Origin of the sequence: Yeosuana marina, assembly GCF_011762485.1 — a bacterium.
Classification (GTDB): Bacteria; Bacteroidota; Bacteroidia; order Flavobacteriales; family Flavobacteriaceae; genus Yeosuana; species Yeosuana marina.
This window is the reverse complement of the sequence record NZ_JAAKGI010000001.1, coordinates 557,157-574,075: the sequence shown is the minus strand read 5'-3', so window position 1 is coordinate 574,075 and position 16,919 is coordinate 557,157. Positions and strand designations below refer to the sequence as shown.

Here is a 16,919-nt window from a genome sequence, read left to right as displayed (position 1 = left end):
AAAGTTCATATTGTCTTTCAATGCTACAATCTATTGTTAATGTATTCTTTCCTAAAGTATGTTATGCTTGTCATGACCTTTTAGGTGATAACGAACAAGATATTTGCACCCATTGCAGAAACAGTTTACCTGTAACCGACTTTCATTTTAATGATGATGATACCGTTTTAAAGGTGTTTTATGGGCGCGTTAAAGTTATCAATGCGACGGCTTTATTACGATTTGAAAAAAAAGGAATTGTTCAACAATTAATTCATAGTCTAAAATACAAAGGGCAAGAACAAATTGGTGTCTTTTTAGGTGATTGGTTAGGAGGTGAGTTAAAAACGGTGAAAGCTTATGAAGATATTGACCTTGTAATTCCGGTACCACTTCACACAAAGAAACTTAAAAAACGGGGTTACAATCAAGTTGCTAAATTTGCACAACACATTGCTTTGGCTTTAAATGTTCCTTATAGGGATAATATACTTTTAAAAGTAACCAACACAGAATCGCAAGTACTAAAAAAACGCCTGGCAAGATGGAATGACTCAAACGAATTATTTACTCTTAAAAACAAACACACCATAGCAAACAAACATATTTTATTGGTGGATGACTTAATTACGACTGGAGCAACCATGGAAGCTTGCATCTCGGTTTTAAATCGTGCAGATAATATAAAAATAAGTGTGGCATCCATGGCAATTGCGTAACGAGTTTGTCGTTATATCTGTAAAATTATGTAGGTTTGCTTAAATTTTATTTTGGTAATGAATAAAACGGTTTCAAATTTTATTTTTATAGTTGTTATAGGTCTAATTTTTATTAATTGTGCCAACCGAGGAACACCTCAAGGTGGCGACAAAGACATTACACCGCCTAAAATACTAAAATCTGAACCAGAGAATTTTTCAACAAATTTTAAAGGCAAAGAAATTAAAATATATTTTGATGAATACATTAAGATTAAAGATATACAAAAACAACTAATTATTTCACCACCAATGAAAACACTGCCAGAAATAACCCCCTTTAGCAGTGCTAGTAAATCTATTACCATTAAAATTTTTGACACCCTTCAGCCTAACACAACCTATGCGTTTAATTTTGGAAACAGTATTTCTGATAACAATGAAGGAAATCTGTTCCCTTACTATCGTTATGTGTTTTCAACGGGAGATTATATAGATTCATTAACAGTGAACGGTCAAATTTTTGATGCCTTAGACAAAAAGCCAGACACCTTCGTGTCTGTTGGCTTGTATGAAGTGGACTCTACCTTTAATGATTCCATTATTTATAAAGAAAATCCAAAATATGTTACTAATACCTTAGACAGTGCAACCACCTTTTCTATTCAAAATATTAAGGCTGGGACTTACATGCTATATGCCTTAAAAGACGCAAATCAAGATAACAAATTTCAACAAAAAACAGATAAAATTGCGTTTTATAACCACTTTATAACCGTTCCAACAGATTCTACATACAATTTACGCCTATTTTCAGAAAATTTAGATTTTAGATCTTTCAGACCTCAAAATATTGCAGGCCAAAAAATTGTTTTTGGATATGAAGGTGATTATGAACATATGCATATTGATTTACTATCTGATACTCCAGAAGACTTTAAACACCGTATTACAAAAGACGAAAAAACGGATTCTTTATATTATTGGTATGCGCCTAAAATTGAAGCAGATTCATTAGTTTTCAAAGTAACAAACAAAGATTTCGAAAAAGACTATACGGTTAATCTTGGGGACAAAAAGCGTGACTCCTTAACTATTAAAGCTACCCCAACAGGAGCTATAAGAGTTGATGAAGATTTGAAAGTTTCAGGATCTATCCCATTCACTGCCTTTGATGCTTCAAAAATAACCATCATGGATAAAGATTCTACTCTGGTTGATTATACGACAACATTTGATACTATTACCAACAATTACATATTTAATTTCAAGAAAACGGAAGACAACACTTATAAGATTCAGGTGCTACCAGAAGCGTTTACAGATTTATTTGACACTAAAAATGATACTCTAAATTTTAATGTTAAAACAAAAAAGTCATCGGAGTTTGGATATGCGCGTTTTACCTTAGTTAATGCTACGTATCCCATTATTTTTCAATTAGTTAATGAAAAAGGTGATGTTCAATATGAACAGTATTCAAGTAAACAAGAAATTTTAGATTTTTTAAATTTAACTCCTGGAAAATATACTATTCGCGTTATTTTTGATACTAATGGTAATAAAAAATTTGACACTGGTAATTATCTAAAAAAAATACAACCAGAACGTGTTAGCTTTTTTAAAGAAATAGAAATACGTGCTGATTGGGGCTATCCAGAAACTCTTGTGTTTAAGGAAGAAGAGTAAAGTTGTCCTTGTCGTTTAAAAACTTAAGCTTGTTCCTGTAATAATTAATATGATTCTTTTCTAAAGTAACGACTCCTACTTGCTCCCTATTGGGTTTAAAAGCAATTATCTCATTTCCAAGAACATCAAAAGTTGCAGAATGACCACAAAACTCATTTTGTACTTCGTCCAACCCAACACGATTAATTCCGATACAGTAACACATATTTTCTATGGCTCTTGCTTTTAGTAAGGAGTCCCATGCAAAAATTCTAGGTTTTGGCCAATTGGCAACATATAGCAAGACGTCATAATCTTCAATGTTTCTTGCCCAAACAGGAAATCGTAAATCATAACATACTAACGGACAAATTTTCCAGCCTTTAAACTCAACAATTAATTTTTTACTGCCGGCAGTAAAAACTTTATCTTCACCAGCCAAGGTAAACGTATGTCGTTTATCATATACCTGAATATCTCCAGAAGGTTCAACAAAAAGCAAGCGATTATAATAGGTTTCGCCTTCAGAAATAATAAGACTTCCAACAATAGCGGCATTTGTTTTTAAGGCTCTCTTTTTCATCCATGCCACCGTTTTTCCATCCATGGTTTCAGCAACCTCTTTAGCATTCATAGTAAATCCTGTAGAAAACATTTCTGGAAGAATAATAACATCAACAGTCTTTGATATGCTTTCTATTTTTTCTTTTAATTGTTTTCGATTCTTTTTAGGGTTTTCCCAAACCAAATCTGTTTGAATTAAGGCTATTTTAAGTTGCTCTTGCATGATTATAGGGTATTTAATATATCTGCTGCTTTTTTAAGGGTTTCATTGCTTTTAGCAAAACAAAATCGCAACACGTTATTATTTAAATTATTGGTATTGAATACCGACAATGGAATGGATGCAATTCCTGATTCTGCAGTTAATCGCTTGGCAAATTCCACATCGTTTTCTGTAGTGATGTCTGAATAATCTAAAACCTGAAAATACGTACCTTTTGATGGTAAAAACTTAAACCTTGACGATTCAATTAATCCTAAAAACAAATCCCTTTTCTCTTGATAAAACTGAGGCAAGTTCAAGTAATAACTTGGTTCTTTTAAATATTCTGCTAAACCTTTTTGCAAAGGATGATTTACACAAAACACATTAAATTGATGCACTTTTCTAAACTCGCTCATCAATTCTTTGGGCGCGCAACAATACCCCACTTTCCATCCCGTATTATGAAACGTTTTTCCAAAAGAAGCCACCACAAAACTTCGTGATTTTAAATCGGGAAACAAACACGCACTTTGGTGTTTTTCACTATCAAAAATAATATGTTCGTATACTTCGTCACTCAACACCACAATATCAGTTCCGTTTGTTATTGCTTCCAATTGAAGCATGTCTTCTTTTGAAAAAATACTACCGCTAGGGTTGTGAGGTGTATTGATAATAATCATTTTTGTACGATTAGTAATCTGTTCCTTTACCTGTTCCCAATCGACATTATACTGAGAGTGTTGTAATTGGATTGATATGGTTTTGCCGTCGTTTAATTCAATAAAGGGCTCATACGAGTCATAGGCGGGTTTAAAAATAATAACCTCATCGTCTTTACTAACGAATGCCGAAATAATGCACGAAATAGCCTGAGTAGCACCCGCTGTAATTGTAATTTCTGATTCAGAATCGTAACTTGATTGATAGAGTAAATCAAATTTTTCAGCAATCTGTTCTCGCAACTCAAAAACCCCAGCCATAGGCGCGTATTGATTATAGCCTTTTCGCATAGCTTTCGTTACTAAATCAATCAGTTTGGGGTCACTCTCAAAATCCGGAAATCCTTGAGACAAATTAATAGCTTGATGCTTGGATGCCAAAGCACTCATTACCGTAAATATTGATGTCCCTACATGAGGAAGTTTAGATTGATATTGCATATTTTTCATTAAATATATAGTAAATTTACAATAATAAATAGATGCTTTTATTTTTAACCCCTTTGAATTTTTTACATTATGAAATTTCTTAAAATTATACTGTTTTTTTTAACAGCAACAATGTCTGCTCAACAAGGAGGCATGTGGATTCCTTCGCTTTTAGAAGGTATGAACGAAGAAGAAATGACCAATCTTGGAAGCAAATTAACAGCTAAAGATATTTACGATGTTAATCACTCCAGTTTAAAAGATGCCGTTGGTCATTTTAATGGCGGCTGTACCACGGAAGTAATTTCTCCTCAAGGTCTAATATTAACCAATCATCATTGTGGTTTTAGTCAAATACAATCTCATTCTTCACTTGAAAACGACTATTTAAAAAATGGTTTTTGGGCTATGAATTTTGATGAAGAATTGCCAAATAAAGGATTGTATGTAGAGTTCATTGTAAGTATTCATGATGTTACAAAAGAGGTTTTAGACATGGTTAATGATGATATGACTGAGAAAGATAAACAGTCTATGATCTCAAAAACCAGTAATGGCATTATGAAAAATTGGCCAAGAGAATCTTGGCAAGACGTAAAGATTAAATCATTTTATAAAGGCAATCAGTATTTCCTATTTGTTACAGAGCGTTTTGAAGATATTCGTTTGGTTGGCGCACCTCCAACAAGTATTGGTAAATTTGGAAGCGACACAGATAATTGGGTATTTCCAAGACACACGGGTGATTTTTCAATATTTAGAATTTATGCCGATGCTAATAATCATCCAGCAACCTACAGTAAAGACAATAAACCCTACCAACCAAAACACTTTTTACCAATTTCGTTAGATGGCGTTGAAGAAGGGGATTTTACAATGGTTTTCGGATTTCCAGGCACAACTAATGAGTATTTACCTGCTGTTGCTATCGAGCACATTACTAAAAATTTCAATCCAACCAATATCGCTATTCGCGAAGCTGCTTTAAAAGTGATTGATGCTGAAATGAAAAAAAATGATGCTGTCCGAATTAAATACGCTTCAAAACAAGCCCGAATTGCGAATGCATGGAAAAAATGGATTGGTGAAGATTTAGGTATTAAAAAAAGCAATGCTGTGGCCAAAAGACGCGATTTTGAAGCCACGTTTAAAAACGCTTTAAAAGAAAAAAATTTAGTTGAAAAGTATGGTTATATTTTGCCGGAATTTGACCGGTTATATAAAGATTTCGCACCTGTAGATATCAAGCGCCGTAATTTTATTGAAGTCTTTTTAGTGACGAATGAGTTGATGCAAATGACCCTTAGAGCCTATCAGTTTGAGCAAGCAATCACTGCCCATCCTGACTATTTAGAAAAAGCGAAAGAGAGATTAACAGGAATCTTGAAAGGCATACATAAAAATTATGATGTTAATGTGGATAAAGGTGTTTTTGTTAACATCATGCCTTTATATGGCAAAGAAGCCGATGTTTCAATTTATAATCAAACGGCATTTACCAATTTAGACGATGCCTTAAAATTATTTGAAGGTGATGTTAACGATGTTCTTAAAAAATTGAATGAAGATGCTGCTTATCAATATGCCAAACCTATTATTGATGAATATTATAATACCATTGATAAAGAATTTCAGCAAAAAAACGAGATTATCACAGCTTTACAAACCACCTATATGACAGCGTTAATGGAAGCTTTGCCTAACGCGCGTTATTTTCCAGATGCAAATAGCACGCTTAGAGTAACTTACGGTCAAGTGCGGGGTTACTCTCCTAGAGATGCGGTATACTATAACCCCGTGAGTTATTTAGATGGCGTTATGGAGAAATACGTACCCGGCGATTATGAATTTGATGTACCTAAAAAACTACGTGATTTATATGAAACTAAAAATTATGGGCCATATGCTGATAAAAACGGGAAAGTTCCAGTCTGTTTTTTAGGAACAAACCATACCACTGGAGGAAACTCTGGAAGTCCAGCAATTGATGCCTATGGAAACCTTGTAGGATTAAATTTTGATCGTGTTTGGGAAGGTACAATGAGTGATATGTACTATGATCCTGAAATTTGTAGAAATATTATGGTCGATTTACGTTACGTGCTTTTTATAATTGATAAATATGCTGGAGCAACAAACTTAATTGACGAAATGACTTTGGTACATCCTAAAAACAAAAAACACTAAAGCAAGATAGTTTGTAACTTAAATGAGTTACTAAACTAAACATGTATTAAAAAAACAGTGCTCAGATTTATATTATGAGCACTGTTTTTTATCTTTTTTAAGTAATTAATTGTTTATTTTTAGTTCTGCTTCTTTTAGTTTTTGTTCTAATTTTTTAAGTCGCTTTTGCCATTTTTCATCATCATTTGGAGACAAACCTCCTTTATTTTTCAATTGGGTATACTCATCTTTTACACTATTCAATTTTTCTCTTATCTCAAAAAAATCGTCTCTTGCGTCTTCTCTAGCTTCTATTTTATCATCTAATTGTTTCTGCTGTTCGTTAAGTTCCTTCTCCTTTTGTTTTAATTGCTTTAACGATTCTTCAATTTGATCTTGTTTTTTCTCTTCAGCTTGTTTGACTTCATGACGTTTTTCTAAAATAGATTGTATGTTTTCTTTTTCAACTTTTGTCAGTTTATCCGTTACGTCTTTATCGTTAGTATAAAAAGAATTTCCTTTAACCGTATATACTTTACCGTCATTTGTAATAACACGTTCGCTACTGCTGCAAGAAGTTAGAATTGTTAGTGCAATTACAACTATTAATTTTATTTGTTTCATATTTTTTAATGTAAATGTTCTCTATCCTTTTAGATGCATTATCTATAAAATAGTCACTTTTTTTTAAATAAAAAAACTAAACAATATTCATCTTTTTCAAAAGAAAAGAGGCATTCATGTTTTTACAAACACCCCCTTTTAATTTATAGTCAAAATAAAGTTCGTTATTAATAATCTCGGCATCAAAATAATAGTTTTTAACGGCATCGAGTTCCTTTTCAATCTCACATAAGCTTAAATCGTGTGTTGCAATAATTCCAGTAGCATTAGACGCTACCAATTTCTCAACAAACTTTCTGGAACCAATGGCTTTATCTGTGCTGTTGGTACCCTTTAAAATTTCATCTAACACAATAAAATAAGGTTCTTTTTGAATGGCATCCACAATGTACTTTAAACGGGTTAACTCCGAAAAGAAATAGGAACTTTCATCGGTTAAAGAATCAGAAGTTCTCATACTGGTAATTAACTTAACAGGGCTATATTGACTTGACTTGGCGCATACTGGCAAGCCCATATTAGCCATCACAATGTGCAAGGAAACCGTTCTTAAAAACGTACTCTTTCCTGCCATATTAGCGCCTGTAACAATAAAGAACTGCTCACAATCTATCAATAAGTCACTATCAACGCGTTTTTCTTTATTAAGTAATGGATGTCCTAATTGTTCTGCTTTTATAACGAAATTATTATTTACAATCTCCGGAAAGATAAAATCTGGATGATTAAACGCAAAATTACCGAACGAATTATAGGTATCAAAAAACGAGACCACTTCAAACCAATCGGCTACTTTATGTGCGTATTGCTTAATCCACTGTTCAACCCGATAACTGTTCTTTAAATCTAAAAGAAATAATCCGTTTCCAAAAATGGCTGAAATTAGGTTATTCCGATTATCAAGCGCATCTAAAGACTTAGAAAATTCCTTAAAAATCACTGATGCTTTTTTTTCTTCAGATTGAATTTGATGTTGCTTTTGTTGTAACAATTCAGAAGAAAATGTAGTACTTTCAATTTGCCTTAAAAGCAAGGCGTATTGACGAAATGTATCTTTCAATTGATCACAATGTGAGGCTAAATCACTTATTTTTTTGAGATACACAGAAGTTATTGCCAACCCAACGAGCAACCAATATCCAATTAATGATTTATCAACCATATCAAAAATAATCAATCCTAATAGCGCGAAAGAAGCCAAACTAACCACAAGGGGTAACCATTTTACTATTTTTGGCAGAAAAGGTTTATAGTTTTTTAACCAATCAATAATATAGGCTGCTGGCGTTTCTACTTTAATAAGGGCAGATGTGGCTGCATAATGTTGTCGCCATTCGGGTTTTGAATTTAAATTTTTAATAGCCTCTTGACGTAATTTAATATTGTTGATATTATTAGCCTTTAAAGCATCAACTAGCTTTTGAGTTCCTTCTTTAATGGCTGTTCTATTTATGTATTGAAAAAAAGATCCTCTTCCAAATAAATCAATATCTAAACTGTAAAAATGATTGGTTTCTTGAAATTGTAAACCATCATCTCTATGATGAAAATTTCCAGAATGGATTTGTATTTCTTCCTGATTGATTTTGACGAGCTCAGTATAAAAATCTCTTTCTGATTTAATCCTGGTATATTTTAAAAGTAAATAGATAAATACTATAGCTCCTATTATACCAGACATACTAGCGAATTGCCAAGAGTTAAAGAGCATATATATCCCAAAAGCAGTTGCTAAAAACACGAATACCCTGATTGTACTTAAAAAGGCCATTTGTTTATTTCGCTTTTGTTCTTCGCTTTGGTAGGTTTTTAATTGCTGCTTATAGTATTCTAAAGGGTGATTCATGGTATTTTGATTGCTCTATAAATAAACAAAAAAGCCCTAAAATACTTCAGGGCTTTTTAACTTTTTTTAATGTATCATGTTAGTTTCTACCTCCAAAAATTTGCAACGCCCAATATAACAACGAGGCTAATGCACCAATTGCAGCCACTAAATAGGTTCTAGCAGCCCATTTTAAAGCATCTTCAGAACCTGCATACTCATCTGGTGTTACTATATTTCTGTTTTTCAACCATGCTAAGGCTCGGTTACTAGCATCATACTCTACAGGTAACGTAATAAAACTAAATATAGTAGCAAAGCCCATAAACACAACACCTAAGGCAGCAACCCACCATCCTAGTCCCATGCCTGCAGCACCACCTAAAACAAGTCCTCCAATGATTAACCATTGCGACATTCCAGAGGTTACACTTACCACAGGAACCAAAGAAGATCGCATTTGCAACCAACTATAGGCTTTGGCATGTTGAACCGCATGTCCACACTCATGTGCTGCAACGGCAGCAGCAGCGGCATTACGCTGATTGTAAACCGCTTCACTAAGGTTGACTGTTTTATTTTTTGGATTGTAGTGATCTGTTAAACGACCAGGTGCAGAAATAACTTCTACATCATAAATACCATGGTCCGATAGCATTTTTTCAGCTATCTCTTTACCACTCATACCATTTTTTAAATGTACTTTAGAGTACTTTTCAAATTTTCGTTTTAGGGTACTGCTTACTAACCAACTTACTAAAGCAATCGCACCTATTAATATATAATATCCAATCATTTTTATTATTCTTTAATTACAAATTAAATATAACAAAAATAGCGCCACTTTTTACTTATGAAATTTTGTCAGATTGAAAGAGATTTAATCCCAGTGAAAAGCTTCAATAATTTCTTTATAAACGACCTCGCCTTTTACAATGTTTAAGCCTTTAGCTAAGGTTTTATCGCTTTCGCAGGCTTGTTCCCAACCTTGATTAGCCAATCTAAGCACATAAGGCAATGTCACATTTGTTAAAGCCACCGTAGATGTATAAGGAACGGCTCCCGGCATATTCGCCACACAATAGTGAACCACATCATCAATAATAAAAGTTGGATCTTCGTGCGTAGTTGGTTTAGTCGTTTCTATACAACCACCTTGATCTACAGCCACATCTACAATAACTGCTCCTGGATGCATATCTTTTAGCATATCACGGGTAATTAATTTTGGAGCTTTGGCACCTTTTATCAAGACACCACCAATAATTAAATCGGCTTCTTTAATACGCTTTCTAATGTTATACTGACTAGAAAATTCGGTCACCACATGATTGGGCATAATATCATTTACATAACGTAACTGTTTCATATTAATGTCCATAATCGTGACATGCGCACCCAAACCAGCGGCCATTTTAGCAGCCTGAATACCCACAATACCAGCCCCTAACACTAAGACTTTTCCCGGAGGAACACCTGGCACACCACCAAGCAAAACACCACGACCCTTAATAGGTTTTTCTAAATATTTAGCACCTTGTTGAATGGCCATACGCCCAGCTACTTCAGACATGGGAACTAATAATGGTAACGAGCCATCATCATCCTCAACCGTTTCATAAGCAATACAAACAGACTTACTGTCTATCATGGCTTTAGTTAAGGTTTCACTAGATGCAAAATGAAAATAGGTAAAAATAACTTGATCTGGTTTTATCAATGCGTATTCTGATTCAATAGGCTCCTTTACTTTTACAATCATATCACTGATTGCATAGACCTCCTCTATTGTTTCAAGAATAAGAGCACCGGCTTCTATATAATCGTCATTAAAAAACCCGCTGCCAAATCCAGCATCGCTTTGTACATAGACTTTATGGTTGTTTTTGGTTAGTTCAAATACACCTGCAGGCGTCATGCCTACACGGCTTTCGTTGTTTTTAATTTCTTTGGGCACACCTATAATCATGATATCAATTATTTTATCTGTCAAAATTGAATATTTTAATTGATACCCCAAAATTAAATAGGGGTTGATTGACATAATTTATTTGTTTCTTGTCGAAAACCCTAAAAAATTAGGGGTCTAAAAAATATTTAATATTTTTTAGACCCCAATATAAACTGAATAAAAGCGATGTTATCCTACAATATTGACGATTTTACCAGGAACAATAATCACTTTTTTAGGTGTTCTGCCTTGTAATTGTTCTTTGGTTTTTTCGTGGGCTAAAACAGCTTCTTCAATGGCTTCTTTACTTAAATCTAACGGTAATTCCATCGTGAAACGCATTTTACCATTAAATGAAATAGGATATACTTTATTGCTTTCTACCAAATGACTAGCATCAAATGTTGGAAATGCTGCGGTTGCAATCGATTCGTTATGCCCTAACTGACTCCATAATTCTTCAGCGATGTGCGGTGCATACGGTGAAATTAAAATTAGTAATGGCTCTAAAATATCTTTAGATGTACATTTTTGAGCGGTTAACTCATTGGCTGCAATCATAAAGGTTGAAACCGAGGTGTTAAACGAGAAATTCTCGATATCTTCTTCTACTTTTTTAATCGTTTTATGAAGTGTTTTTAAGCTGTCTTTGGATGGTTCTGCATTGGTTACTTTCAACCCATTATCATCAACATACAATTTCCAAAGTTTTTTAAGGAATGAATGCACACCCGTAATTCCAGCCGTATTCCAAGGTTTGTATTGCTCTAACGGACCCAAAAACATTTCGTAAAGTCTTAAGCTATCTGCACCATAATCGATACATATTTGGTCTGGATTGACCACATTGTATTTGGACTTAGACATTTTTTCGACTTCGCGTTTTACTTTAAAGGTTCCATCTTCTTCTGTAATAAATTCGGCATCCTTAAACTCTGGTCTCCAAATCTTGAATGCTTCAATATCTAATTCATCAGATGCGTTTACAAAAGAAACGTCTGCATGAATATTATTAATTTGATGAACAGTAACAGTTTTTCCAAAAGAATTTATATACTTTGAATTCCCTTTTAAAGAATTAAGAAAATTATCAATTTTATTTTCTTGCTTGGAGTTATACTTTTCAACCTCACTTTTAGAAACTAATACTCCTATTGACTTCGGGGATTCATTTTTGGATGATGATTCTTCATTTTCATCTAAAAATAAAACTTGAATACCAAGAACTGACACAAACGCACTTGTGCCTAAAATCATCCCTTGGTTAATGAGTTTTTTAGCAAACTCATCATAAGGCACTAAACCTTTATCAAACATAAACTTTTGCCAAAAACGAGAGTACAACAAATGTCCTGTGGCATGCTCGCTTCCGCCAATATATAAATCCACTTGTTGCCAATAGTTGATGGCTTCTTGCGAGAAAATCTCGTTATCATTATGCGGGTCCATATACCGGTTAAAGTACTGTGAACTACCTGCCCAACCTGGCATGGTGTTCAACTCTAACGGATGAATGGTTTTGTTATTAATCAAATCATTTGAAACCACTTCATTTTTCGCGGTATCCCAAGCCCAAACAGTAGCGTTACCCAATGGTGGTTCGCCAGTTTCGGTTGGTAGATATTTTTCAACTTCGGGCAAACTAATTGGTAAATATTTGGCATCGATCATTTGCGGCATGCCATTCACATAATACACCGGAAATGGCTCACCCCAATAACGCTGACGACTAAACACAGCATCGCGTAAACGATAGTTTGTTTTTCCTTGTCCCTGCCCTAGTTTTTCCAATTCTTCAATAATTTTTTTGGTGGCTTCTTTATAGTTTAAACCATTTAAAAAATCACTATTAGCAATGATGGTTTTGTCTTTATCAGCAAAAGCTTCTTCAGAAATATCAACGCCTTCAAAAATATTAGGAATCGGGATATTAAAATGTTTTGCAAAATCATAATCGCGTTGGTCGCCACATGGCACAGACATTACGGCACCGGTTCCGTAGCCTGCCAACACATAATCGCCAATCCACACCGGAATAGGTTCTTTGGTAAACGGATGCTCAACATAAGCGCCAGTAAAAGCTCCTGTAATGGTTTTTACATCGGCCATTCTATCTCGTTCGCTACGTTTTGCTGTGGCTTCAACGTAAGCTTCAACCTCAGCTTTTTGAGCTGGAGTGGTTATTTGCGATACTAATTCGTGTTCAGGCGCAAGTGTCATAAAACTGACTCCGAAAATGGTGTCGGGGCGGGTTGTGAAGACTTCTATTTTGTGAGACCCTTCGACTGCGTTCAGGGTGACATTTTCATTGTTAACAGATTGCTTCGTTTCACTCGTAATGACGTTGAACGAAACTGAGGCTCCAACGGATTTTCCAATCCAGTTACGTTGACTTTCCTTTAAAGAATCGGTCCAATCAATGGTATCTAAACCTTGAAGTAAGCGTTCTGCATAAGCAGAAATACGCATACTCCATTGCGTCATTTTTTTTCTGATAACGGGATGGCCACCACGTTCGGAAACGCCATTTACAATCTCATCGTTTGCCAATACCGTTCCTAAAGCAGGACACCAGTTTACTTCAGTTTCAGCTAAATAGGTTAGTCTATATTGAAGTAATATTTCTTGTTGTTTAACCGAATCAAAAGTATTCCATTCTTCAGCAGAAAACACTTCTACGTCATCATCACAAACCGCATTCACGTTTGCATTTCCTTCCGAAGCAAATAGTTTTATTAATTCTGAAATATCTTCCGCTTTATTGGATTCGTTATTGTACCATGAATTAAATAGTTGAATAAAAATCCACTGTGTCCATTTATAATAACTCGGATCTGATGTTCTAACTTCACGAGACCAATCGAAAGAAAATCCTATTTGGTCTAACTGTCGACGATACGTTTTTATGTTTTCAGCAGTCGTAATTGCAGGATGTTGACCTGTTTGAATCGCGTATTGCTCAGCGGGCAACCCAAAACTATCATAGCCTTGCGGATGCAGCACATTAAACCCTTTATGGCGCTTGTAACGCGCATAAATATCTGAAGCAATATATCCCAGAGGATGTCCAACATGTAAGCCCGCACCACTTGGATACGGAAACATATCTAACACGTAAAATTTAGGTTTGTCGCTTTGGTTTTCTGCTTTAAACGTTTGGTTTTTGGCCCAATATTTCTGCCATTTGGCTTCTATCTCGTTAAAATTGTATATCATTCTATCTTATAAATATGATCGCCATTGCGAACAAAGAGAAGCAATCTGTTCATTTAAAAAAGATTACCACGTCGTTTCACTCTCGTCATGACGAAATTTAAAGGTGCAAAGTTACGGTTTAAAAAGAAAAAACTAAAAGCTATTTGTATTACTTCGGAGTATTTATATATAATTGTATCTTTATTTTACCTTATTATTACATCATTATGAATGAAGAAATTGGCTTAGTGCTATCTGGCGGCGGTGTGCGAGCTATTGCCTATGTTGGTTTAATACAAGTTTTATTAGAAAACGATATTGTCCCAACTCAGGTTTCTGGAACAAGCGCAGGCGCTCTGGTTTGTGCTTTATATGCTGCCGGATATAATACAGATGAGATGCTTAAGTTTTTTAAACAAACACCCATTTTGGCGTTTTCGTTATACGCACGAAATAAACCCGGAATTTTAGATAGTGAGAAATACGAAAAGTTTTTTAAAACGTTTTTTACTGAAAATTCATTTGAAAAATTAAAATATCCGTTAACAACAACAGCCACCAATTTATTGTCTGGTAAACTAGAATATTTTAACCAAGGCGAATTAATAAAACCCTTAATTGCATCGTGCGCATTACCTCCTATCTTTTCTCCTTTAAAAATTAACGATAACTTTTATTCAGATGGTGGTATTTTAAATAATTTCCCTGTAGAACCTATTAAAAAAAATAAGGTTAGAAAAATTATTGGCGGTTTTGTTAACCCCATAACACCTGTTCAAGAATCAGATGTTAATACGTCTATAAAATTAATGCATCGGGTATATCATATTGGTTTAGAAGCAAATAATGTAAAAAAATTTAATTTATGTAATTATGTTTTTATGCCACAAGAAATTGATAAAATAGGAACTTTTGAAGCAAAAGGCATTGACAAAGCTTATGAAATTGGCTATAATCATGCTAAAAAAGAAATCAAAGAGATTCTCATTTCATTAGAAAAATAACCTAAAAAGTCTACTTTCGCATCCAAATTGAAAGTACATCCTTGAAGAATAACTTATTTAAAGCGCATTTAGCACTACTTGGTGCCAACTTAATTTATGGTGTCAATTTTATTATTGCCAAAGGCATTATGCCCGATAAAATTGGACCCTCTTCCTTTGTGTTTATCAGGTTGCTTTTTGCCACGCCTTTATTTTGGATATTAAAAAGCTTTGTTATTAAAGAACGTGTTGCCAAAAGTGATATGTTACGTTTGATGTTTTGTGGTTTATTCGGTGCCGCCGCTAATCAACTCTTGTTTTTTCATGGAATCAATCTTACATCACCTATTGATGCATCAATCATCATGACAGCGGTTCCTGTAATTGTTTTAGTTTTTAGTTCCTTTTTATTGAAAGAGCGCATTACTAAACATAAATTATTAGGTATTACCATTGGAGGTGTAGGCGCTATAGCGTTGATTTTATACGGCAACAAAGCTTCGGGAACTAGCTCTGTTCTAGGGAATCTGTTCGTTTTTTTAAATGCAACCAGTTATTCGCTTTATCTTGTTTTTGTAAAACCTCTAATGAAGAAATATAAAGCCATAACAGTGGTAAGTTGGGTGTTTTTATTCGGATTTTTGTTTACATTTCCAGTGGGAATTGGCGATTTTCTAAACACCGACTTTAGTGGCTTTACCTTAAATACCTATTTGGTTATTGGTTTTGTAGTTTTATTTACCACCTTTTTTGCTTACTTATTTAATATTTATTCGCTTCAGTATGTTACACCATCGGTAACCAGTAGTTATATATACTTACAGCCTTTAATAAGCTTTGTTATGGTTGCTGTTTATGCGAATATCCTATCGCAAACACAGTATACCCAAGACATAAATCTTGTAAAAATTATAAGTTGTTTGCTGGTTGTTATTGGCGTTTATATGGTGAGTAAAAAGCCCAAAACTATGTCCTAACTTCGTGCTTTAATTTCTTGTGGCCTCAAACAATGATAAATAAAAGCATTGGTTGGTGTTTCTATACCCAATTCTTTTCCTTGTGCCACAATATAGCCATTAAAATTGTCTAGCTCGCTCGGTTTGCCTTCCATCATATCGCGTTGCATTGATGCAGTAGTATTGTAATCTAAACTGTCAATAACCTTTACAATGATTTCAATATCCTTAGAAGTTAACCCAACACCTTTTGCGTTCGCGATAGCGACCATTTCTTTCGCGGTATCATAAATAATTTTTCTAATTCCTTCTTGTTCACGCATCACACCAAAAACGGCTCGCGTTAAAGCACCAATGCCGCTAATAGTTCCGATAAACAAAAACTTTTTCCAAATATCTAAATGAATATCCTCAGATAGAGTATTTTTAAAACCCGCTTTATCGAAAACGGATTTAAGATTTTGTATTCTCTCAGATTTCTTATTGTCATATTCACCAAAAACAATTTCGGGTTCAAACGTAAAATGATTAATAACACCAGGTGATTCAACCTTACTTACAATTTTACACAACCCAGCCAACACATTTTCCTTTGGTAAAACAGACAATAATTTATCTGCATTATCCGCACCATTTTGTAACGGTAATACCATAGTTTCAGACCCAATAACAGATTTTAATTGTTCAGCTATACCTAAAACTTGCCAAGACTTAACGCCTAAAATAATCAAGTCGGGATTTTTTATATCACTCAAATTATCTGTCACTTTGGGGTACACAGTAAAATCTCCCAAAATACTTTTTACTTGTAAGCCTTTCGTTTTAATAGCTTCTAAATGTTTTCCGCGAGCTATAAACGTAACATCACAACCAGATCTAGCTAATTTTCCACCAAAATACCCGCCAACGCCACCAGCACCGATTACAACAATGTTCATATGTTTTAGTTTATAT

13 protein-coding genes are annotated in these 16,919 nt (G+C 34.2%); 5 read left to right on the top strand and 8 right to left on the bottom strand.

Annotated elements, in window-relative coordinates:
- The first annotated feature begins 20 nt into the window (after positions 1-20).
- Both G5V56_RS02505 and G5V56_RS02500 read left to right on the top strand, forming a co-directional pair.
- A complete protein-coding gene (locus tag G5V56_RS02505) occupies positions 21-698 on the top strand; it encodes a ComF family protein (RefSeq protein ID WP_166960797.1) in 678 nt (225 codons plus the stop codon).
- Between the two features lie 57 nt (positions 699-755).
- Positions 756-2,366, top strand: a complete 1,611-nt coding sequence (locus G5V56_RS02500; protein ID WP_166960794.1) for an Ig-like domain-containing protein — start codon at positions 756-758, stop codon at positions 2,364-2,366.
- On the opposite strand, the gene G5V56_RS02495 is transcribed toward G5V56_RS02500, so the two are convergent.
- On the bottom strand, positions 2,350-3,132 hold the full coding sequence (locus tag G5V56_RS02495) for an amidohydrolase (RefSeq protein ID WP_166960791.1): 783 nt from the start codon (positions 3,130-3,132) through the stop codon (positions 2,350-2,352). The genes G5V56_RS02500 and G5V56_RS02495 overlap by 17 nt on opposite strands.
- A 2-nt stretch (positions 3,133-3,134) precedes the next feature.
- Positions 3,135-4,277 (bottom strand): methionine aminotransferase, encoded by a 1,143-nt coding sequence (locus G5V56_RS02490; protein WP_166961123.1) that lies wholly within the window; start codon positions 4,275-4,277, stop codon positions 3,135-3,137.
- 78 nt (positions 4,278-4,355) lie between these two features.
- On the opposite strand from G5V56_RS02490, the gene G5V56_RS02485 reads away from it, so the two are divergent.
- Positions 4,356-6,452 carry a S46 family peptidase gene (locus G5V56_RS02485; protein WP_166960788.1) on the top strand — a complete coding sequence of 699 codons (2,097 nt, stop codon included), beginning with the start codon at positions 4,356-4,358 and terminating at the stop codon, positions 6,450-6,452.
- 105 nt (positions 6,453-6,557) lie between these two features.
- Here the strand turns inward: G5V56_RS02485 and G5V56_RS02480 are convergent, their stop codons facing one another.
- The 5 genes from G5V56_RS02480 to G5V56_RS02460 all read right to left on the bottom strand — a co-directional run bounded on the left by G5V56_RS02480 (position 6,558) and on the right by G5V56_RS02460 (position 14,047).
- On the bottom strand, positions 6,558-7,055 hold the full coding sequence (locus G5V56_RS02480; RefSeq protein WP_166960784.1) for a YgdI/YgdR family lipoprotein: 498 nt from the start codon (positions 7,053-7,055) through the stop codon (positions 6,558-6,560).
- Between the two features lie 76 nt (positions 7,056-7,131).
- A complete protein-coding gene (locus G5V56_RS02475) occupies positions 7,132-8,901 on the bottom strand; it encodes a MutS-related protein (protein WP_166960781.1) in 1,770 nt (589 codons plus the stop codon).
- A gap of 79 nt (positions 8,902-8,980) precedes the next feature.
- A complete protein-coding gene (locus G5V56_RS02470) occupies positions 8,981-9,676 on the bottom strand; it encodes a zinc metallopeptidase (protein WP_166960778.1) in 696 nt (231 codons plus the stop codon).
- Between the two features lie 84 nt (positions 9,677-9,760).
- Positions 9,761-10,849 carry an alanine dehydrogenase gene (gene ald / locus G5V56_RS02465; protein WP_166961120.1) on the bottom strand — a complete coding sequence of 363 codons (1,089 nt, stop codon included), beginning with the start codon at positions 10,847-10,849 and terminating at the stop codon, positions 9,761-9,763.
- A 171-nt stretch (positions 10,850-11,020) separates the two neighbouring features.
- Positions 11,021-14,047 carry a leucine--tRNA ligase gene (locus G5V56_RS02460; RefSeq protein WP_166960775.1) on the bottom strand — a complete coding sequence of 1,009 codons (3,027 nt, stop codon included), beginning with the start codon at positions 14,045-14,047 and terminating at the stop codon, positions 11,021-11,023.
- 206 nt (positions 14,048-14,253) lie between these two features.
- On the opposite strand from G5V56_RS02460, the gene G5V56_RS02455 reads away from it, so the two are divergent.
- Both G5V56_RS02455 and G5V56_RS02450 read left to right on the top strand, forming a co-directional pair.
- A complete protein-coding gene (locus tag G5V56_RS02455; RefSeq protein ID WP_166960772.1) occupies positions 14,254-15,030 on the top strand; it encodes a patatin-like phospholipase family protein in 777 nt (258 codons plus the stop codon).
- Positions 15,031-15,071: 41 nt separating this feature from the next.
- Positions 15,072-15,986 carry a DMT family transporter gene (locus G5V56_RS02450; protein WP_166960769.1) on the top strand — a complete coding sequence of 305 codons (915 nt, stop codon included), beginning with the start codon at positions 15,072-15,074 and terminating at the stop codon, positions 15,984-15,986.
- Here the strand turns inward: G5V56_RS02450 and G5V56_RS02445 are convergent.
- Positions 15,983-16,903: a ketopantoate reductase family protein gene (locus G5V56_RS02445; protein WP_166960766.1), complete on the bottom strand. Its 921-nt coding sequence runs from the start codon at positions 16,901-16,903 to the stop codon at positions 15,983-15,985. The genes G5V56_RS02450 and G5V56_RS02445 overlap by 4 nt on opposite strands.
- Positions 16,904-16,919 lie beyond the last annotated feature (16 nt).